Source organism: Micromonospora sp. C41 (assembly GCF_018070485.1).
In the GTDB taxonomy this organism is placed as follows: domain Bacteria; phylum Actinomycetota; class Actinomycetes; order Mycobacteriales; family Micromonosporaceae; genus Micromonospora; species Micromonospora chalcea.
Genome location: NZ_JAGPXP010000003.1, coordinates 225,195 through 244,136, shown reverse-complemented (window position 1 = coordinate 244,136; position 18,942 = coordinate 225,195). Strand labels below are relative to the sequence as shown.

Genomic DNA, 18,942 nt, shown 5'->3' with positions numbered 1-18,942 from the left:
CGGCAGGCACGGCGAGGGCGCGCCGACCGGGTGGTCGACGCGCCCTCGGGTGCGGATCAGGCGGTGAAGCGGATCCGGCGGCGACGGGCCACCACGAACAGCACCGCGCCGGCGGTGAGCAGCAGCGCGGCGCCGCCGACGATGGCGCCGGCGGCCGGGCCGGTGACGGGCAGGCCGCCACCCTGTCCGGAGCAGTCGTCCGGCTGGGTGTACGGGATGGTCTCGGCGTCCTCGACCACGTCGTACTTCACCGTGACCTTGAGACCCGGGTAGGCGTCGAACTCGACCGAGCTGGTCTTGCCGGGCTCGGACGCGAGCGTCCTGGTGACGCCCTTCTCGGTGGTCAGCGTGGCGGTGAACGGCGCGCCCTGGGCCGGGTTCTCCACGACGAACGTCATCGAGTCGCAGTCCTGGTCCAGCTTGAAGATCGGCTCCGCCGGCGGGGCGGACGGCGACGGCGGGGTGGACGGCGACGGCGGGGTGGACGGGCTCGGCGGGAGGGACGCCGACGGCGTCGGGGTCGGCGAGGCCGGCGTGCTCGGCGTGGGCGTGGGACTCGGCGGCGTGCTGGGCGACGGCGACGGGCTCGGCGTCACGCAGTCGCGGGCCGGGCGGGCCGTCACGGTCCGCTCGCCCTCGTGCGACTTGCGGCCCCGGTCCCAGTGCGCCCCGACGGTCAGCTTCAGCTCCGGAATCGCGCCGGCGAACGTGTGGGTCTGGGTGCCGGTGAGCGTGCCCTTGCCGGCCGGCTTCAGCTCGGCGCCGACCGCCAGGTCCCCGCTGACCGGGCCGGGCACTGTGGACACGAGCTTGGTGATGCGGCCGGAGATGTCGGTCTCACTGCTGGTCACGGACCAGGTGACGGTGACCGCGCCGTTCGGGGTGGCGCAGTAGCTGCCGGACGGCTCGGGGTGGTGGGCGGCGGCCGGGCCGGCGACGGTGGCGACGCCCGCGAGGCCGAGCAGCGTGCCGGCGGTGAGGGCGGCGGCACGCCGGAGGTGGAGACGATTCACGCCTGCTCCTGACGAGGGGGAGGATGGGAGAGACCGGGCGGAGGGGCCGGAGCCACGCGTCCGTCCGGCAATCGGGCCAGACCCTAGCGAGATCGACAGTGCGGGCGTTACCGAGATCGACGGGTCGTAAAGGGTCCGTTATGAATCCGAGATCATTGATGTACGTCGAGTCACCCGGCGTCACCTCGGGTGCTCGATCCACCCCGGCGCGCGGGTCGCGTAGCGTCGGGGCATGCGCAGGGAGCGACGGTGACCCGGATCGTGGCCGGCACGCTCGGCGGGCGGCGGATCGCCGCGCCGCCCGGCGCCGGCACCCGGCCCACCTCCGACCGGGTCCGGGAGGCGCTGTTCAGCGCCGTGCACTCGCACGTCGACCTGGACGGGGCACGTTTCGCCGACCTGTACGCCGGTTCCGGCGCGGTCGGCCTGGAGGCGCTGTCCCGGGGCGCCGCGCACGTGCTGCTCGTCGAGTCCGACGCGCGTGCCGCCCGGGTGATCCGGGAGAACATCGCCGCGCTCCGGGCCGCTCCCGCCGCGCGTCTGGTCACCGGCAAGGTCGCCACCGTGCTGGCCGCCGGTCCGGCCGACGGCCCGTACGACGTGGTCTTCGCCGATCCGCCGTACGCGGTGCCGGACGCCGAGATCACCGCGATGCTGACGGCGCTGGTCGACGGCGGCTGGCTCGCCCCGGACGCCCTGGTGATCGTCGAGCGGTCCAGTCGTTCCGGATCGGTCACGTGGGTGGAAGGTGTCACTCCGGAGCGCAGCAGACGTTACGGCGAGACCACTCTTTGGTACGGTCGCCGATCATGAGACGTGCGGTCTGCCCGGGCTCGTTCGACCCGGTCACCAACGGTCACCTCGACATCATCGGCCGGGCGAGCCGGCTGTTCGACGAGGTGATCGTCGGGGTGCTGGTCAACCAGTCGAAGCAGGGCCTGTTCACGGTCGAGGAGCGGATCGACATGCTCCACGAGGTCACCGCCTCGTACGACAACGTCCGGGTCGAGTCGTTCCGCGGTCTGCTCGTCGACTTCTGCCGGGCGCAGCAGGCGAGTGTGCTGATCAAGGGCCTGCGGGCGGTGAGCGACTTCGACTACGAGCTGCAGATGGCCCAGATGAACATCGGCCTGGCCGGCGTGGAGACGCTGTTCATGCCGACCAACCCGCTCTACTCGTTCATCTCGTCCAGCCTGATCAAGGACGTGGCGAAGTGGGGCGGCGACGTCTCCGCCCACGTCCCCGACCTGGTCCGGGAGCAGCTGGCCACCCGCCTCCGCCCCTGACCCTCCGCCGGGGGTGGGCGACGCGCCGGGTGGGGCGGGTGGGGCGTGGGTGGCTCGGGCGCGACATGATGTGTGCAGCGCCGAAGCCGGGCGCAGGCCGCATCATGGAGGGCGGCCGACGAAGACAGGAGTGAGGTACCGGTGGACCCGCTCGATCGCATCGACGAACTGATCGCCATGGTGGAGCAGGCCCGCTCCGTCCCGATGTCGCGCAACAACTGCATGGTCGACCGGGGCGAGATGATCGCCGCGCTCGACGAGTTGCGCGCGGAGCTTCCCGCCGACCTGCGCCGGGCCGCCGCGCTGCTGGAGGAACGGGACAAGATCATGGAGGCCGGCAAGCGCGAGGCCGACCGGATCATCAGCGAGGGTGAGGCGGAACACGCCCGGCTGGTCTCGGTCAACGAGATCACCGTCTCGGCCGAGCACGAGGGCGCGCGGATCATCGCCGAGGCGCGGGCCGAGGCGCAGCGCCTCCGCGAGGAGGTGGACGACTACGTCGACACCGCGCTGGCGAACTTCGAGCAGTTCCTCACCCGGGCGCTCGCCTCGATAGAGCGCGGCCGGGACAAGATGCACGCGCTGCGCGAGATCGGCACCTTCGCCGGGGACGAGCCGGACCGCCCGCTACCCTTCTGAGCGGCGCGCGGGCCGGTCGCCGACAGCCGGCTGCCGCCGAGCCGGAGGTCCGCCCCCGGTTCGACGGTCCGCCGCCAGGCAGGTAACCTTCTTTGTCGGCCTCTCATCGGCCGGAGTCTGACTATGCCCAAACACTCGCCAAGCACACTCGACCCCAGGTCGCCGCTGGTCCTCGACACGAGGGAACTGCCGCGCCGACCTGGCGCGTTGCGTACGCACAAGCGGGTCGTGCCGGCACCGGCGGACCTCGGCGTGGAGTTGATCAGTGTGCCGGAGGGCGCGGACCTCGACCTCGACCTGAGGTTGGAGTCGGTGTCCGAGGGCGTGCTCGTCTCCGGGACCGTCACCGGTCCCGTCAAGGGCGAGTGCGGCCGATGCCTGCGCGAGATCGACGAATCGTTGGCCGTGACGATCCAGGAGCTGTACGCGTACGAGAACAGCACCACGGACGACACGACCGATGAGGACGAGGTGGGCCGGATGCAGGGCGATCTGATCGACCTGGAGCCGGCGTTGCGGGACGCGGTGGTGCTGGCGCTGCCGACGAACCCGCTCTGCCGGGAGGACTGCCCAGGCCTGTGCCCCGACTGCGGGGTGCACTGGGACGATCTGCCGGCCGATCACAGCCATCAGCAGGTCGACCCGCGTTGGGCGAGCCTGACGCAACTGACCCGTACAGAGGAGTAAGAACCGTGGCCGTCCCCAAGCGCAAGATGTCGCGCAGCAACACCCGCGCCCGCCGGGCGAACTGGAAGGCCTCGGCGGTGGCGACCGTGGCCTGCCCGCAGTGCAAGTCGGCCAAGCTGCCGCACGCCGCCTGCTCCGTCTGCGGCACCTACAACGGCCGTCAGGTCCTCGAGGTCTGACGCGGACGCCGAGTGACGTCCCCGACCACCGGTCGGGTGACGCGCGCACCAAGGCTCACGCCCGGTGCCCCGGCTCCCTCCACCGCCGACCGGCCCCCGGCCGGCGGGCCGGCGGAGCCGGGCACCGCGCGGATCGCCGTCGACCTCCTCGGCGGGGACGATGCTCCCGCCGTCGTGGTTGACGGCGCTCTGCGAGCGGTACGCACTGATCCCGCCCTGCACCTGATGCTCGTCGGCCCGATCGAGGTGGCCGGCGAGCTGATCGGTGCGCTCGACCCGGCGCAGCGAGCCCGGGTCACGGTCCGCCCGGTGCGGACCGCCGTCGGCATGGCCGACCATCCCACCGCCGCCCGCGGCGAGAGCACGGTACGCACGGCCGTGCAGGCCGTCCGCGACGGCCTCGCCGACGCCGTGGTCTCCGCCGGCTCGACCGGCGCCACAGTCACCGCCGCCGCGCTCGGCCTCGGCCGCTGGACCGGGATACGCCGCCCCGCGCTCGTCGCCACGCTGCCCGCCGTCGAGGGGCCCGTGGTGCTGCTGGACGTGGGCGGCACGCTCGAACCCGGCCCCGCCACGCTGACCCGGCACGCCGTCCTGGGCGCCGCCTACGCGGCAGTGGCGCACTCCGTCACCGCGCCCCGCGTCGGGTTGCTCTCCGTCGGGCACGAGACCGGCAAGGGCGACCGGCTGCGCCGCCACACCGATCCCGCGATCGCCGCCCTGGCGCTGCCCTGTGACGCGCGCTACGTCGGCCTGGTCGAGGGGTACGACATCTCCCTCGGCGCCCGCGCCGACGTGGTGGTGACCGACGGCTTCACCGGCAACGTCCTGCTGAAGGCCATCGAGGGCGCGTACGCGATGGCCGGTGGCCCTCCGCCCGGCGGCGGCGCGCCCCGCGCCGCCGCCCTGCTGGGGGTGGGCGGCACCGTGGTCGTGTGCCACGGCGCGGCCGGCTCCGAGGACGTCGCCTCGGGCATCGCCCTGGCCGCTCACCTGTGGCGCCGCGACGCCGCCGGAACGGTCCGCGCCCTGCTCGCCGACGTTGCGCACGAACCCGCACCTGACCGACACGACACCGAGGTAGCACCATGACCAACGACAAGCGGCGGCGTGCTCCCGTCGGCCACCTGGAGGCGGCCTTCGGAGTGTCGCTCGACCCGGAACTGCTGGAACGCGCGCTGACCCACCGCTCGTTCGCGTACGAGAACGGCGGCCTGCCCACGAACGAGCGGCTGGAGTTCCTGGGCGACTCGGTGCTCGGCGTGGTGATCACCACTGCGCTGTTCCACAACCACCCCGACCTGCCCGAGGGCCAGCTGGCGAAGCTGCGCGCCAGCGTCGTCAACATGCGGGCGCTCGCCGACGTGGCGCGTGGCCTGGGCCCGGACGGGCTGGGCGCGTACCTGCTGCTGGGCAAGGGCGAGGAGGCCACCGGCGGGCGGGACAAGGCGAGCATCCTGGCCGACACGCTGGAGGCGCTGCTGGGCGCGATCTACCTCCAGTACGGCCTGGACACCGCGGCCATCGTGATCCACCGGCTCTTCGACCCGCTGATGGCCGAGTCGGCGGGCCGGGGCGCGGCGCTGGACTGGAAGACCAGCCTCCAGGAGCTGACCGCGGCGCTGGGGCTCGGCGTGCCGGAGTACCGGATCGAGGGCACCGGACCGGACCACCTGAAGACGTTCACCGCCTGGGTGGTGGTCGCCGGCAACCGCTACGGCGGCGCGGAGGGGCGCAGCAAGAAGGAGGCCGAGCAGCGCGCCGCCGAGTCGGCCTGGCGGATGATCACCGAGCGGGCCGAGGCCGAGGCGGCGGGGGACGAGACGGCGGGGCAGGACGAGACGGCGGACGTCGAGGCGGGCGCCGGCCGTGCCTGAGCTGCCCGAGGTCGAGACCGTCCGGGTGGGACTGGCCCAGTGGGTGATCGGCCGGCGGATCGCCGCCGTCGAGGTGCGCCACCCCCGGGCCGTACGCCGGCACGCGCCGGGCGGCGCGCACTTCGCCGACGTGCTCGCCGGGCGGACGATCACCGGCGTACGCCGCCGCGGCAAGTACCTCTGGCTGCCGCTGGACAGCGGTGACGCGGTGATCGGCCACCTCGGGATGTCCGGCCAGTTGCTGTTGCAGCCGGTCGGCGCGGCCGACGAGCTGCACCTGCGGGTCCGGTTCCGGTTCGCCGACGACGGGCCGGAGCTGCGCTTCGTCGACCAGCGCACGTTCGGCGGGCTGTCCGTCTCCGAAGGCGGGGCGGAGCTGCCGGCCGAGATCGCACACATCGCCCGCGACCCGATGGACCCGGAGTTCTCCGACGAGGCGTTCGTGGCGGCGCTGCGCCGCAAGCGTACGGAGATCAAACGCGCGCTGCTCGACCAGACGCTGATCTCCGGGGTGGGCAACATCTACGCCGACGAGGCACTGTGGCGGGCGAAGCTGCACGGCGCCCGCCCGGCCGACGCGCTCACCCGCCCGGCCGCGCTGCGGCTGCTCGGGCACGTCCGGGACGTGCTCGCCGAGGCGATCAAGCAGGGCGGCACCAGCTTCGACGAGCTGTACGTGAACGTCAACGGCGAGAGCGGCTACTTCGACAGGTCGCTGAACGCGTACGGCCGGGAGGGCGAACCCTGCCCGCGCTGCGGCGCGCCGATCCGGCGGGAGGCGTTCATGAACCGGTCCTCCTACAGCTGCCCGCGATGCCAGCCGCGGCCCCGGGGCACCCTCCGGGGTTGACCCCGAGCCGATTCGGGGTTGCGCCGGTGTGCATCGCCCGACGGTCCCCGGAGACGCGCCGGAGCGTACCCGGAGATGCCCTTTTCCGCCCGGTCCGTGCGGCCGGTTCCGGCCGCGCGGACCGCGCCCGCCGGATCGGGGACGAGCGGGGGCCGTTCCCCGATGCCGGGGCCCCGCCTGCTGCCTAGCGTCATCTGGGGTCGGCGCAGGGCCGGCATCAGGAGGGTGGAACCCGGAACATGGGCAGGCGACCGGTGACCGTGCGGCTGGCACGGTGGAGTGCGGAGCATCCGTGGCGCGCGATCGCGTTGTGGGTGGTCTTCGTGGCGGTGTGTTTCGTGGGCGGCAGCGCCGCCGGGCTGAACGAGGCGACCGACGAGGATCAGGCGATCGGCGAGTTCGGGCGGGCACAGCTGATCGTCGACAGTGGCGGGTTCGACCGGCCGGCGACCGAGAACGTGCTGATCACCGCCCGCGCGGGTTCGCTCGACCAGACGGCGGCGAAGGCCGCCGCGCAGGACGCGGCCGACCGGCTGCGGCAGGTCGACGGCGTGGCGTCGATCGGTACGCCGATGCCGTCGCGCGACGGCAGCGCGCTGCTGGTGCCGATCACCATGTCGGGCGACCCGGGCACCGCCGGGGACCGGGTGCAGCCGCTGCGGGACACCACCGCGAAGGTGCAGGACGCGCACCCGCAGCTGCGGGTGGAGCAGGTCGGCGGCCCGTCGATCGACAAGGCGCTCGACGACACGCTCGGCAAGGACTTCAAGCGCGCCGAGCTGCTCAGCCTGCCGGTGACGCTGGCCATCCTGATCATCGCGTTCGGCGCGCTGATCGCCGCCGGTGTGCCGGTGCTGCTGGCTCTCTCCTCGGTGGCGGCCGCGATGGGCCTCTCCACGCTCGCCTCGCACCTGGTGCCGGCCACCGACACCACCGCCAGCGTCATCCTGCTGATCGGTATGGCGGTCGGCGTCGACTACTCGCTGTTCTACGTGCGGCGGGAGCGGGAGGAACGAGCGAAGGGCCGCTCCGGTCTGGACGCGGTGGAGATCGCGGCGGAGACCTCCGGGCACGCCGTGGTGGTCTCCGGCACCGCCGTGATCATCTCGATGGGCGGTCTGCTGCTCGCCCAGGACGCGATCTTCTCCTCGCTGGCCGTCGGCTCGATCCTGGTGGTGGCGGTCGCGGTGATCGGCTCGCTCACAGTGCTGCCGGCGCTGCTGGCGAAGCTGGGCCGCTGGGTGGACCGGCCGCGGGTGCCGCTGCTGTGGCGCCTCACCGCGCCGCGCACCGGTCAGTCGGCCCGGCCCCGGTTCTGGCCGGCGGTGCTCAAGCCGGCGCTGCGCGCGCCGGTGGCGACGCTGCTGATCTCGGTGGCGCTGCTGCTCGCGCTGGCCGCGCCCGCGCTCGGCATGAAGCTGAAGTTCCCCGGCCCGGAGGACGTGCCGCGCACCACCGCCGCCATGCAGGCGTACGACCGGCTCACCGCGGCGTTCCCGAGCAACGGCACCAGCCACACGGTCGCCGTGCGGGCGCCCGCCGAGCAGGCCGACCGGGTACGGGCCGCGCTCACCGACCTGGCCGGCCGGACCGCCACGGACCCGCTCTTCGCGCCGGCCGAGGGGGACGGCCCGGAGATCCAGGTGTCGGCGGACCGGCGGGTGTCGGTGCTGGAGGTGGCCACGCCGCACGCCAGCCGCTCCGACGAGGCGTCCCGGTCGCTGCACGAGCTGCGCGAGGACCTGGTCCCGGCCACGCTCGGCGGCATCCCGGGCGTGGAGTACGCGGTCGGCGGCGGCGTGGCCGCCAGCGAGGACTACGCCGCCCACATCTGGGCGAAGCTGCCGATCGTCGCCGCGTTCGTGCTGGCGCTGACGTTCCTGGTGATGGCGTGGACGTTCCGGTCGGTGGTGGTGGCGCTGACCTCGATCCTGCTGAACCTGCTCTCCGCCGGGGCCGCGTACGGGCTGCTGGTGCTGGTCTTCCAGAGCACCTGGGCGGAAGGGCTGCTCGGCTTCACCTCGATGGACGCGATCGTCACCTGGCTGCCGCTGTTCCTGTTCGTGGTCCTCTTCGGCTTGTCGATGGACTACCACGTCTTCGTGGTCAGCCGGATCCGTGAGGCGGTCGACCGGGGCATGCCCAACCGGGAGGCGGTGGCGCACGGCATCACCTCCTCGGCCGGGGTGGTGACCAGCGCGGCGGTGGTGATGGTGGCGGTGTTCTCCATCTTCGCCACGCTCAGCATGATCGACTTCAAGCAGCTCGGCATCGGCCTGGCGGCGGCGATCCTGCTGGACGCCACGATCATCCGGGCGGTCGTGCTGCCCTCGGTGATGACGCTGCTGGGTGACGCGAACTGGTGGGCGCCACGCTTCATGCGCCGCCGTACGGTCGTCGCCCCGGCGGTGGAGCCGCCGCCCGCCCCGGCCCCGGAGCTGGTCGGCGCCCGCTGATTCCGGGTCCGGGCGCCGGTCCGCGCGGCATGTCCGTCGCGGCTTGACATCCGGTCCGGACCGTGCTGGCGGCTGAGACGGCATCCCCTAGTGAGCGATATACCTGAGAGTCATAATTATGGGTCTTGTGACGGATGTGTGGGTCGGGTGTTCATGGGCGGGGTAGTTCGGGTCGGTGGCCGCCGAGGCTGAGCATGGCCATGGCAATGAGGGCTTCGGATGAGTGGAAGCCGAAGGCCATGCGGGTGATGAGGCGGATCTTGGCGTTGACGGACTCGATGCGGCCGTTGGACAGGCCATGGGTGATGGCGGCGATGATCTGGTCGCGGTGACGGGTGACGCGTCGTTGTAGGTCGATGAAGATGTCGATGCGGCTGCGGCGGGCCCACCCGATCCATCGGTCGAGGGCCTCGACTGCGGCTGTCGGGCTGGTCTTGGCCAGGGTGAACACCAGTCGGAGGCCTTCTTTCAACGCCCAGGCCCGGTGCAGGCGGGGGTGGGTCTTGGCGATCCAGGCGAGTTTGGCCTGCTGGGCGTCGGTGAGGTTCTCCGGGTTCTTCCATAACGCCCAGCGGGTGTTCTTCAACTGGCGGGCCGTGCCGACGGCGACGCCGCGACGGCCGGCGCCACGGCCGGTGGCCTCGTTCCAGGCTTGGCGGCGAACCCTGTCCACGGCGTCGGTGGCCCAGGCCACGACGTGGAATGCATCGGCGCAGCGCACGGCGTTCGGGCAGCGCCGTCGGATAACGGTGGTGATCCAGTCCGCGCCGTCGGCGGACACGTGCGTGATCTTCGCGGCCCGCTCATCGCCGAGCAGGTCGAAGAACGCGTTGAGGGTCGCCGCGCTCTTGCCGGGCGAGGCCCAGACCAGCCAGCCGGTGTCATGATCGACCACCACGGTCAGGTAGCGGTGGCCCTTCTTGTAGCTGATCTCATCGATGCCGATACGGCGCAGTCCCTCAAGGCGGTCCACCGCGGCACCGGTGTCGGCCCACACCCGCGCCACGATCGCCCCGACGGTGCGCCAACTGATGCGCATCAGCTGCGACACCGCCGACTTCGCGGTATGCACCGCCAACCACGACACCATCTGGTCAAACGCCCGGGTGTGCCCTGCCCCATGCCGAGCCCACGGCACTGCCGCGACCACAACCCCGTGCTCCGGACACGACACCCGCGGCACGTGCGCCTCGATCACCGCTCGCACCACGCCCAGATCCAACGCCCGCCACCGACGACGAACCCCAGCGTCATAGCGGGCACACCGCCGACGACAGTGCGGACACCGCCGCGACGCGCCCTTACGCACCCGCACCCGAGCCACCACCACCGACTCGACCGGATCGAACTCCACGCCCTCGACAACCGCCTGCTCGACCCCGAGCAGCCCAGCCCATACCCTGGCAGAACGCACGCCGTTCTCCCGCCCATCAAGTTCTGACCTTCGACAAGCCAGAACCTAGGCAGGACAACGGCGTGCGCCATCAACGACGCGCCCAACCACCCACAGACACGTCACAAGACCCATAATTATGACTCTCAGGTATATCGCTTTTGCGTACATCTCTTGAGCCATGGCGTCGCGCAGAGTGTCGGCACCTCCGTGGCCGTATCGGCCCAGGTGGCCGGGGACGGGGGCGTCACGGCAGTACGCAGGGGTCCCGCCAGGCGTCCAGTTGCCGGTCCTTGCGGATCGAGGCGAAGCCGTAGCCGACCGAGGTGACGCAGAAATCCGCCGGCTCACCCGTGTACTCGACGTGGAAGACCGGCTTGCCGGCGTCGACGAACGGCAGCAGCTTCGCGCACTCGCGGCGGCGTACGCACTCCTGGTTGACCGCGAAGTCGAAGTCGGGCGCCAGCGCGGCCACCTGCGCCACGTCGTCGACCAGGCCGGGGGAGAGGTCGAGCTTGCGGGCCAGCCCGGCCAGCCGCCGGTTGAACAGCAACTGGTCGTCGAAGCCCAGCGGGAAACCGGAGCGGTACCGGTAGCCGTCCGCGTCGGCCAGCGCCACCGCGCCGAAGCCCTTGCCCCGGCACAGCCGGAACCGGTCGGCCAGCACCGGTGACAGCGCGTCCCAGCGCCGTACGTCCAGGAATCGGCTCCCCGGCCGTCCGGGCACGGCGGCGCCGCGTACGGCGGCGGGGAAGCGGGTGGCGTCCGGATCGTCGGCGGCGTACGTGCCGACCCGGACGTGGCAGACCAACCGGCGGCCCTGCTCGCGCAGCGCGGCGGTCTCGGTCGAGGTGGTAGCCACCGGGTCGAGGAGGAAGACGTCGGCGTCGACACTGACGTCCACCGGGCTGGTGAGCTGCCACTGCCACCGCCACCTGTCGGCCTGTGCGACCGGCCAGGGCGTGGGCGCGCCGGGCGGGGTGATCGGCCGCCGGCAGGCCGGCACCGGGGCGAGCAGCAGCGCGGTCAGCGCGAGCGCCACGCCCCGGCGCGGGCCACGTCGGCGGACGCGGGCCGGCCGGGCGCGCGGCACGGCCCACCCCGGCCGGATCCGCATCGACGACTCCCCGGACGCGGGCGGCCCGACGCCGCCCCCGACCGGTCAACGAGCGCCGGGCCGGTCACGACGCGCGGGTCAGGCCGGGGTGGCGAAGACCTGCGTCCAGTACGGCCCGTTGCTGCGCGCCAGACCCATCCCGATCTGGGTGTACCCGCAGTTGAGGATGTTCTTCCGGTGCCCCTCGGAGTTCATCCAGCCGTCCATCACCTCGGCCGCGCTCTGGTAGCCCCATGCGACGTTCTCGCCCACCATGCTGTAGTTGTAGCCGGCGCGCTTCACCCGGTCCCAGGGCTTGCTGCCGTCGCTGCCGTTGTGGTCCATCTTCTTGTGGTCCGCCTGGTCCTGGCTGTGCCGCTGGGCGGCCAGGTTCAGCTTGGCGTTCACGGTCAGCGCCTTGCAGCCGGCCTTCGCCCGCTCCTGGTTCACCAGCGTGACGACCTTCTGGAGTTCCGCGCTCAGCGCGGTCGTGGCGGTGGCCTTGGTGGCCGCGGTGCCGCCGCCGCTCGGGGCGCTGCTGCGCTCCTGCTGCCGCGACGGCGCGGTGCTGCGGCTCGGCTGCGGGGTGGCCTTCTTCGACGGGCTCGGCGCGGCCGTGGTCGGTACGGCCGACGGGCTCGCCGACTCGGCAGCGAGCGTGTCCGCCGGGGTGTCCCCGGCGTCCTCTGGCGCCTGCGGCGCGGCGGCCACCGGAGCGTCGGCGGAGGTGCGCTTCGTGCCCTGCTCGTCGCCGGGCAGCAGGACGGCGCCCACGCCGAGACTCACCACGAGTGTCGCCGCGGCGGCGGCCCCGCCGATCACGAGGGGCCGGGACAGGCGCCGCTTGCGGCGTCGCGGCTCGTCGGCCGGGATGTCGTCCGCCGGCTGCCACGTCGCCGCGGGCTGCTCCCAGCCACCGGCCGGCTGCTCCTGGCCGTGCCACGCCTGCTCCTGGCCGTGCCAGGCGGCCGTGGGCTGCTCGTGGCCGGTCCTGGCCGGCCCCTGGGCGTGCCAGGCATTGGCGGGCTGCTCCTGGCCGTGCCAGGCGGCGGTGGGCTGTTCCTCGCCGTTCCACCGGTCGCGGGGCGGCGGGTAGGAGCCGGCCGGCTCGGCGCCGTAACCGGCGGGGCCGTAGCCGGCGGGCTGCTGCTGCCCTCCGTCGCCGAAGAGGTACGACGACCGCGGCTCGGGCCGGTCGCTGAGCCACGCCGGACCCTCGTCGGTCGACGGCTCGGGACGCCGGCGGGCGCCCTCCGGTTCGATCGGGTCGTTCCAGCGGTACACGCCTGTCCCCTCCACGGGTTGGTTACGGGCCGGGGTGACGCTACGGGCGCGCTCGGAGCTGCGGCAACGTGGCTAAGAAAGAGTTAAGGCGAAGCAGCCGCCGAGGGTGAGGCGTTCACACATTTCCGGCGTACAGTAAAGGCGTCCGGACAGAGCGTGTCCGCGCCTTGTGGCAGCCCCCCGGCGAGTGGCCCGGCCGACGTGGAGATGATCTACGGCCTTGGTCAACTTGACGAAGGAGGGGGTTTCGGCTCAATATAGTGGTGTCGCCAGTCGCGCCCAGCCATGCCCCGATACAGCGGGAATGGTAGCCGCGAACATCATGGGCGCGCGTTGGCCGGCCTTTCCGGCAGCGCACATCAAGGAGTTCAGCATGGCGAAGGCCCTCTACGGCCACGTAAGCGCAGCGCCCGACCGGCGCCTGCTCGACGAGGTCACCCGTCTGCGTGCCAGGGTTCAGGCACTGGAGTTCGAGATCACGCGTCTGCGTGCCGACAACGATCGGCTCGCGGCGGCAGCGGCGGAGGCCGACGACCTCCTCCGTCTGGCCGAGCCCGCGCTGACCTGATCTCCAGTCGCCGGAAAACTGAATCGCACCACACCGAAAAGCGCGCCGACACTCAAGTGCCGGCGCGCAGCCATGTGCGTACCCTTTTTCGCCGTTCCCGCCGTGATTCTCGATCTTGCGAAACCGCCCGGAATTGCGTCCGGTAATTGTGATCATGCATTTCCGTTCCCACCGCGACGGCCGGGCGGAAAGCGGACACCGCAGGTGCCGGGTGGGTCGCGTGGCGGCGACGTCGCGGTCCCGGGTTAGTCTGCGGGTTCACCAGGTCCGCGCAGCCGGCGACGGTACGGCGGCCACCGGACGAGGATCGAGAAGGTGCATCTCAAGAGCCTGACGGTGAAGGGGTTCAAGTCCTTCGCCTCCGCCACGACGTTGAAGCTGGAACCCGGGATCACCTGCGTGGTGGGCCCGAACGGCTCCGGCAAGTCCAACGTCGTCGACGCCATCGCCTGGGTGCTCGGCGAGCAGGGCGCGAAGGCGCTGCGCGGCGGCAAGATGGAGGACGTCATCTTCGCCGGCACCGCCGGACGCGCACCGCTGGGCCGGGCCGAGGTCACCCTCACCATCGACAACACCGACGGCGCGCTGCCGATCGAGTACACCGAGGTCTCCATCACCCGCCGGATGTTCCGCTCCGGCGAGAGCGAGTACGAGATCAACGGCGACTCCTGCCGCCTGCTCGACATCCAGGAGCTGCTCTCCGACTCGGGCATCGGCCGCGAGATGCACATCATCGTCGGGCAGGGCCGGCTCGACGGCATGCTGCACGCCAAGCCGGAGGACCGACGGGCGTTCATCGAGGAGGCGGCCGGCGTCCTCAAGCACCGCAAGCGCAAGGAGAAGGCGCTGCGGAAGCTCGACGCGATGCAGACCAACCTCAACCGCCTGACCGACCTCACCGCCGAGCTGCGCCGCCAGCTCAAGCCGCTGGGCCGGCAGGCCGAGGTGGCCCGTCGCGCCGCCGCGATCCAGGCCAACCTGCGCGACGCCCGCCTGCGGTTGCTCGCCGACGACCTGCACACGCTGCGGACCACACTGGACAAGGAGATCGCCGATGAGACCGCGCTGCGCGAGCGGCGCGAGCTGATCGAGGCAGAGCACGGCGAGGTGCAGGGCCGCCTCGGCGAGCTGGAGGCGGCGCTGGCCGAGGACGCCCCGCTGCTCGCGGCGGCGCAGGACACCTGGTACCGCCTCTCCGCGCTCCAGGAACGGTTCCGCTCGATCGAGCAACTGGCCCGGGAACGGCTGCGTCACCTCAGCGCCGCCGGTGACGACGAGCGCCCCGGCCGCGACCCGGAACAGCTGGAGGCGGAGTCGCGGCGCGTGCGCGAGCAGGAGGAGGAGCTGCGCGCCGCGCTCACCGAGGACCAGATCCGGCTGGCCGAGGCGGTCGAGCACCGCCAGGAGCTGGAACGCCAGCTCGCCGCCGCCGAGCGGGAACTGGTCGCCGCCGCCAAGGCGATCGCCGACCGGCGCGAGGGACTGGCCCGCCTGACCGGCCAGGTGAACTCCGCCCGGGCCCGGACCACGAGCGCCGGCGAGGAGATCGAACGGCTCGCCGCCGCGCACACCGACGCGATGGGCCGGGCCGAGAAGGCTCAGGCCGACCTGGACGCGGTCGCCGAGCAGTCGACCGAGGCGGACCGGGACAACGCCGACCTGGACGCCCGGCACGACGAGGCGGTGGCCGTACACGAGCGGGCCCAGGCGGCGGTGCGCAGCCTGGCCGACGGGGAACGCGCCGCGGAGAAGGACGCCGCCACCTGGAAGGCCCGCGAGGAGGCGCTCGCGATGGGCCTGCGCCGCAAGGACGGCGCCGGTGAGCTGCTGGCCCGCGCCGACCAGGTTCCCGGCCTGCTCGGCAGCCTCGCCGGGCTGCTCACCGTCGCGCCCGGTGACGAGGCGGCGCTCGCCGCCGCGCTGGGCGGGCTCGCCGACGCGGTGGCGGTCAGCGGCGTGGACGACGCGGTCGAGGCGATGCGGCTGCTCAAGATCTCCGACGCCGGCCGGGCCGGGCTGCTGGTCGGCAGCCCCGCCGGGCCGGGCATGGACGGCTCCGCGGACGCGCTGCGCCCGAAGCTGCCCGAGGGCGCCCGCTGGGCGCCCGACCTGGTGGAGTGCTCGGCCGAGATCCGGCCGGCCGTGCACCGGGCGCTGCGCGACGTCGCGCTCGTCGACGACCTGGCCGCCGCGTCCGCGCTCGTCGCCGCGAACCCGGAGCTGCGCGCGGTCACCCCCGACGGCGACGTGGTCGGGGCGTACGCGGCGGCGGGCGGGTCGGCAAAGGCGCCCAGTTTCATCGAGGTGCAGGCCGCCGTCGAGGAGGCGCGGGCCAACCGCGCCACCGCCGAACGGACCGCCGCCGAGCTGCGCGAACAGCTCGCCGAGGCGCGCGCCGAGGTGGCCGCCGCCAAGGAGGCCGTGCAGCACGCCGCCGCCGCCAAGCGGGAGGCGGAGAGCCACCGCAACGCCGCCGCGCGCCGCCTCGCCGAACTGGGCGCGGCCGCCCGGTCGGCGAAGGCGGAGACCGACCGGCTCGGCGAGTCCCGGGCACGCGCCGAGGCGGCCCGGGAACGGGACCTCGCGGCGCTGGCCGAGCTGGAGGAACGGCTGCGGCTGGCCGAGGCCACCCCGATCGACGCCGAACCGTCCACCGAGGAACGCGACCAGCTCGCCGCCATGGTGCCGCAGGCACGGCAGAACGAGATGGAGGTCCGGCTCGCGGTGCGTACCGCCGAGGAGCGGGTGGCCTCGATCGCCGGGCGGGCCGACTCGCTGGCCCGGCAGGCCACCGCCGAACGCGCGGCGCGGGAGCGCGCCGCGGCCCGGCGCGCGGCCCGCGCCCGCGGCGCCCAGATCGCCCGGGCCGTGGTCGGCGGCGCCCGCGAGGCGCTCACCCGGCTCACCGTCTCGATCGCCCGGGCCGAGGAGCACCGCGACGCCGTCGCCCGCGAACGCGCCGCCCGCGAGGCCGAGCTGTCCGAGGTACGCGGCGCGGCCAAGCGCCTCGCCGCCGAGCTGGAACGGCTCACCAGCCAGGTGCACCGCGACGAGGTGGCCCGCGCCGAGCAGCGGATGCGTATCGAGCAGCTGGAGGCCAAGGCGGCCGAGGACTTCGGCCTGGACGTGGCCACGCTCGTCGCCGAGTACGGCCCGGACCGGCTGGTGCCGCCCACCGACGCGGACGTGGCGCTGGCCGAGAAGGACGGGCGGCCAGTGCCGGAGCCAGTCCGCTACGAGCGGCCGGTGCAGGAGAAGCGGGCCGCCAAGGCGGAACGGGAACTGGCCCTGCTGGGCAAGGTGAACCCGCTCGCGCTGGAGGAGTTCGCCGCGCTGGAGGAGCGCTTCAAGTTCCTCTCCGAGCAGCTGGAGGACCTCAAGGCCACCCGGCGCGACCTGCTCACCGTGGTCAAGGACGTGGACGACCGGATCCTGGAGGTCTTCGCCAGCGCGTTCGAAGACACCGCGCGGGAGTTCGAGCAGGTCTTCACGGTGCTGTTCCCCGGCGGCGAGGGCCGGCTCGTGCTCACCGACCCGGAGGACCTGCTCACCACCGGCGTCGAGGTCGAGGCCCGGCCGCCGGGCAAGAAGATCAAGCGGCTGTCGCTGCTCTCCGGCGGGGAGCGGTCGCTGACCGCCGTGGCGATGCTCGTGGCGATCTTCCGCGCCCGGCCCAGCCCGTTCTACATCATGGACGAGGTGGAGGCGGCGCTCGACGACGTGAACCTGGGCCGCCTGATCACGCTGCTGGCACAGTTGCGGGAGAAGAGCCAGCTGATCGTGATCACGCACCAGAAGCGGACCATGGAGATCGCCGACGCGCTGTACGGCGTGACCATGCGCGCCGGTGTGACCCAGGTGATCAGCCAGCGGCTCAACCGGGCCGACGACGAGGAACAGGTGACGAGCGAGTGAGTCGGGAACGCGCCACGGCGCTCCTGGTGGACTTCGACGGCGTACTGCGCCGCTGGGATCCGGCGGTGGCCGCCGGCGTCGAGCGGGAGTACGGGCTGACCGAGGGCGTCCTCGGTGAGATCGCGATGTCCTGGGGTCTGCTCCAGCCGGTGCTGACCGGCCAGGTCAGCCACGCCCAGTGGATGGTGAGCGTGGCCGACGCGCTGACCCCCGCGGTCGGCGCGGACCGGGCCCGCGCGGCGGTCCAGGAGTGGCAGAGCTACCGCGGCGAGGTGGACCCGGAGGTGCTGGCGTTCGTCCGCGAGGTGCGGGCCGCGGGCATCCGGGTGGGTCTGGGCACGAACGCCACCGACCTGCTCGACGCCGACCTGGCCGCGCTCGACCTGACCGACGAGCTGGACGTGATCGTCAACTCCTCTGTCGTCGGCGTGCACAAGCCGGCGAAGGAGTACTTCCAGGCCGCCTGCGAGGCGCTGGAGACGCCACCGGGGCGGGTGCTGTTCGTCGACGACGAGGACCGCTCGGTGGCCGGCGCCCGGGTGGCCGGGCTGTCCGCCCACCGCTGGAGCGGCCCGGCCGACCTGCGCTACCTGCGGGCGGCGCTGGCGTACTGATCCGGCTCAGGCGCCGGTGACGCCGTCGATGCGTTCCCGGATCAGGTCGGCGTGGCCGTTGTGCCGGGCGTACTCCTCGATCATGTGGACGTAGACCCAGCGGAGGCTGACGTCGTTGACGGTGTCGCCCCGGCGATGGCGGAAGGTGTGCTCCAGCGGCAGGCCGGCGACCGCCTCCCGGGCCGCCTCGATCTCCGCGCGCAGCGTGGCGAACGCCTCGGCCGGGTCGGCGTCGGCGACGTCGTTGTGGTCGGCGTCCGGGTCCACGCTGTAGTCGTAGAGCGTCGGCACGTCCTGGCCGGCGGCGCGGATGCGGAACCACCACCGCTCCACGTCGGCCATGTGCCGGACCAGGCCGAGCAGCGTCAGCCCGGAGGGCTCGACACTGCGGGTACGCAGTTGCTCGGCGGTGAGTCCGGCGCACTTGTGCACCAGGGTGTCGCGATGGTGGTCGAGCCAGCCTTCGAGCATGGTGCGCTCGTCGGCGACGTAGGGCTCGTGGCGGCGGTCGATCTCAGGCACGGTCCAGGTCATGGGCGCAGATGTTAAGAGGGGCCCCCTGCACAACGCGAGGCGTTAACAGGGGGCCCTTCCTTTCAGGGCACCACGACGACGGGCCACCGGCCGGTACGGACCAGCCGGGTGGCGACCGAGCCGACCAGCTTGTGCCCGGCCTGCTCGGACGAGCCGACCACCACCATGTCGGCGCGGTGCTCGTCGGCGGCCCGGCACAGCTCGGTGTAGGCGTCGCCGCGCCGGCACAGGAACGTCACCGGCAGGTCCAGTTCCTCGGCCCCGCGCCGGCACTCCGCGCGCAGTTCGGCGGCCAGCTCGTCGTGGGTCTGCTGGACCGCGCCGGCCACCACGCCGGAGAGCATCGCGCTGTACGAGGCCGGCGAGCTGACGAACACCGCCACCAGCGTGGCGCCCTGCCGCCGGGCCAGTCCGGCGGCGTACGCGGCGGCACGCATCGAGGTGCGGCTGCCGTCCACGCCGACGAGCACCACCCGCGGCCCGTCCGTACCCCGCTCGTAGGGCGACGGCCGGGTCCGCGGGCCGTACCGTTCACGTTCCGCGGCGTCCAT

The 18,942-nt window shown here is 73.0% G+C and carries 18 protein-coding genes; 12 read left to right on the top strand and 6 right to left on the bottom strand.

Going from position 1 to position 18,942, the window contains the following annotated elements; genetic code table 11:
• Nucleotides 1-56 precede the first annotated feature (56 nt).
• On the bottom strand, nucleotides 57-1,013 hold the full coding sequence (locus KBX43_RS05185) for a cell wall anchor protein (RefSeq protein ID WP_210883508.1): 957 nt from the start codon (nucleotides 1,011-1,013) through the stop codon (nucleotides 57-59).
• A 249-nt stretch (nucleotides 1,014-1,262) separates the two neighbouring features.
• Between KBX43_RS05185 and rsmD the strand changes: the two genes are divergently transcribed.
• The 9 genes from rsmD to KBX43_RS05140 all read left to right on the top strand — a co-directional run bounded on the left by rsmD (nucleotide 1,263) and on the right by KBX43_RS05140 (nucleotide 8,987).
• Nucleotides 1,263-1,826: a 16S rRNA (guanine(966)-N(2))-methyltransferase RsmD gene (gene rsmD / locus KBX43_RS05180; RefSeq protein WP_069087646.1), complete on the top strand. Its 564-nt coding sequence runs from the start codon at nucleotides 1,263-1,265 to the stop codon at nucleotides 1,824-1,826.
• Entirely contained in the window at nucleotides 1,823-2,299 is a 477-nt protein-coding gene (gene coaD, locus KBX43_RS05175) for a pantetheine-phosphate adenylyltransferase (RefSeq protein WP_043325944.1), read from the top strand. The genes rsmD and coaD overlap by 4 nt, the downstream gene beginning before the upstream one ends.
• A gap of 141 nt (nucleotides 2,300-2,440) precedes the next feature.
• A complete protein-coding gene (locus KBX43_RS05170; RefSeq protein WP_043325943.1) occupies nucleotides 2,441-2,938 on the top strand; it encodes a hypothetical protein in 498 nt (165 codons plus the stop codon).
• 123 nt (nucleotides 2,939-3,061) lie between these two features.
• Nucleotides 3,062-3,625: a DUF177 domain-containing protein gene (locus KBX43_RS05165; RefSeq protein ID WP_043325942.1), complete on the top strand. Its 564-nt coding sequence runs from the start codon at nucleotides 3,062-3,064 to the stop codon at nucleotides 3,623-3,625.
• A 5-nt stretch (nucleotides 3,626-3,630) separates the two neighbouring features.
• Entirely contained in the window at nucleotides 3,631-3,804 is a 174-nt protein-coding gene (gene rpmF / locus KBX43_RS05160; protein WP_030500827.1) for a 50S ribosomal protein L32, read from the top strand.
• A gap of 132 nt (nucleotides 3,805-3,936) precedes the next feature.
• Nucleotides 3,937-4,896, top strand: a complete 960-nt coding sequence (locus KBX43_RS05155) for a phosphate acyltransferase PlsX (protein ID WP_176722757.1) — start codon at nucleotides 3,937-3,939, stop codon at nucleotides 4,894-4,896.
• Nucleotides 4,893-5,681: a ribonuclease III gene (rnc, locus tag KBX43_RS05150; RefSeq protein WP_166455542.1), complete on the top strand. Its 789-nt coding sequence runs from the start codon at nucleotides 4,893-4,895 to the stop codon at nucleotides 5,679-5,681. The genes KBX43_RS05155 and rnc overlap by 4 nt, the downstream gene beginning before the upstream one ends.
• Nucleotides 5,674-6,531 carry a bifunctional DNA-formamidopyrimidine glycosylase/DNA-(apurinic or apyrimidinic site) lyase gene (gene mutM, locus KBX43_RS05145; RefSeq protein WP_064447028.1) on the top strand — a complete coding sequence of 286 codons (858 nt, stop codon included), beginning with the start codon at nucleotides 5,674-5,676 and terminating at the stop codon, nucleotides 6,529-6,531. The genes rnc and mutM overlap by 8 nt, the downstream gene beginning before the upstream one ends.
• A gap of 239 nt (nucleotides 6,532-6,770) precedes the next feature.
• Nucleotides 6,771-8,987 carry an MMPL family transporter gene (locus KBX43_RS05140; protein ID WP_210883506.1) on the top strand — a complete coding sequence of 739 codons (2,217 nt, stop codon included), beginning with the start codon at nucleotides 6,771-6,773 and terminating at the stop codon, nucleotides 8,985-8,987.
• 151 nt (nucleotides 8,988-9,138) lie between these two features.
• On the opposite strand, the gene KBX43_RS05135 is transcribed toward KBX43_RS05140, so the two are convergent.
• The 3 genes from KBX43_RS05135 to KBX43_RS05125 form a co-directional block, all read right to left on the bottom strand.
• The gene (locus tag KBX43_RS05135; protein ID WP_174537918.1) at nucleotides 9,139-10,401 is read right to left on the bottom strand and encodes an ISL3 family transposase; all 1,263 of its coding nucleotides are present in this window, start codon (nucleotides 10,399-10,401) and stop codon (nucleotides 9,139-9,141) included.
• Nucleotides 10,402-10,627: 226 nt separating this feature from the next.
• Nucleotides 10,628-11,497, bottom strand: coding sequence for an endo alpha-1,4 polygalactosaminidase (locus tag KBX43_RS05130; protein ID WP_210883504.1), 870 nt, complete (start codon nucleotides 11,495-11,497; stop codon nucleotides 10,628-10,630).
• Between the two features lie 78 nt (nucleotides 11,498-11,575).
• Nucleotides 11,576-12,760 (bottom strand): CAP domain-containing protein, encoded by a 1,185-nt coding sequence (locus tag KBX43_RS05125; protein WP_210883502.1) that lies wholly within the window; start codon nucleotides 12,758-12,760, stop codon nucleotides 11,576-11,578.
• Between the two features lie 373 nt (nucleotides 12,761-13,133).
• Here KBX43_RS05125 and KBX43_RS05120 point away from each other — a divergent pair, with 373 nt between their 5' ends.
• From KBX43_RS05120 to KBX43_RS05110, 3 genes are all read left to right on the top strand, one after another.
• On the top strand, nucleotides 13,134-13,328 hold the full coding sequence (locus KBX43_RS05120) for a hypothetical protein (protein ID WP_013284566.1): 195 nt from the start codon (nucleotides 13,134-13,136) through the stop codon (nucleotides 13,326-13,328).
• Nucleotides 13,329-13,643: 315 nt separating this feature from the next.
• Nucleotides 13,644-17,243, top strand: coding sequence for a chromosome segregation protein SMC (gene smc, locus KBX43_RS05115; protein WP_210883500.1), 3,600 nt, complete (start codon nucleotides 13,644-13,646; stop codon nucleotides 17,241-17,243).
• On the top strand, nucleotides 17,240-17,857 hold the full coding sequence (locus KBX43_RS05110; protein WP_043325934.1) for an HAD-IA family hydrolase: 618 nt from the start codon (nucleotides 17,240-17,242) through the stop codon (nucleotides 17,855-17,857). Before smc ends, KBX43_RS05110 begins: the two co-directional genes overlap by 4 nt.
• Before the next feature lie 6 nt (nucleotides 17,858-17,863).
• Here KBX43_RS05110 and KBX43_RS05105 read toward each other — a convergent pair whose 3' ends face one another.
• Both KBX43_RS05105 and KBX43_RS05100 read right to left on the bottom strand, forming a co-directional pair.
• The gene (locus KBX43_RS05105; protein ID WP_064447034.1) at nucleotides 17,864-18,391 is read right to left on the bottom strand and encodes a DinB family protein; all 528 of its coding nucleotides are present in this window, start codon (nucleotides 18,389-18,391) and stop codon (nucleotides 17,864-17,866) included.
• Nucleotides 18,392-18,453: 62 nt separating this feature from the next.
• Nucleotides 18,454-18,942: a universal stress protein gene (locus tag KBX43_RS05100; protein WP_043325931.1), complete on the bottom strand. Its 489-nt coding sequence runs from the start codon at nucleotides 18,940-18,942 to the stop codon at nucleotides 18,454-18,456.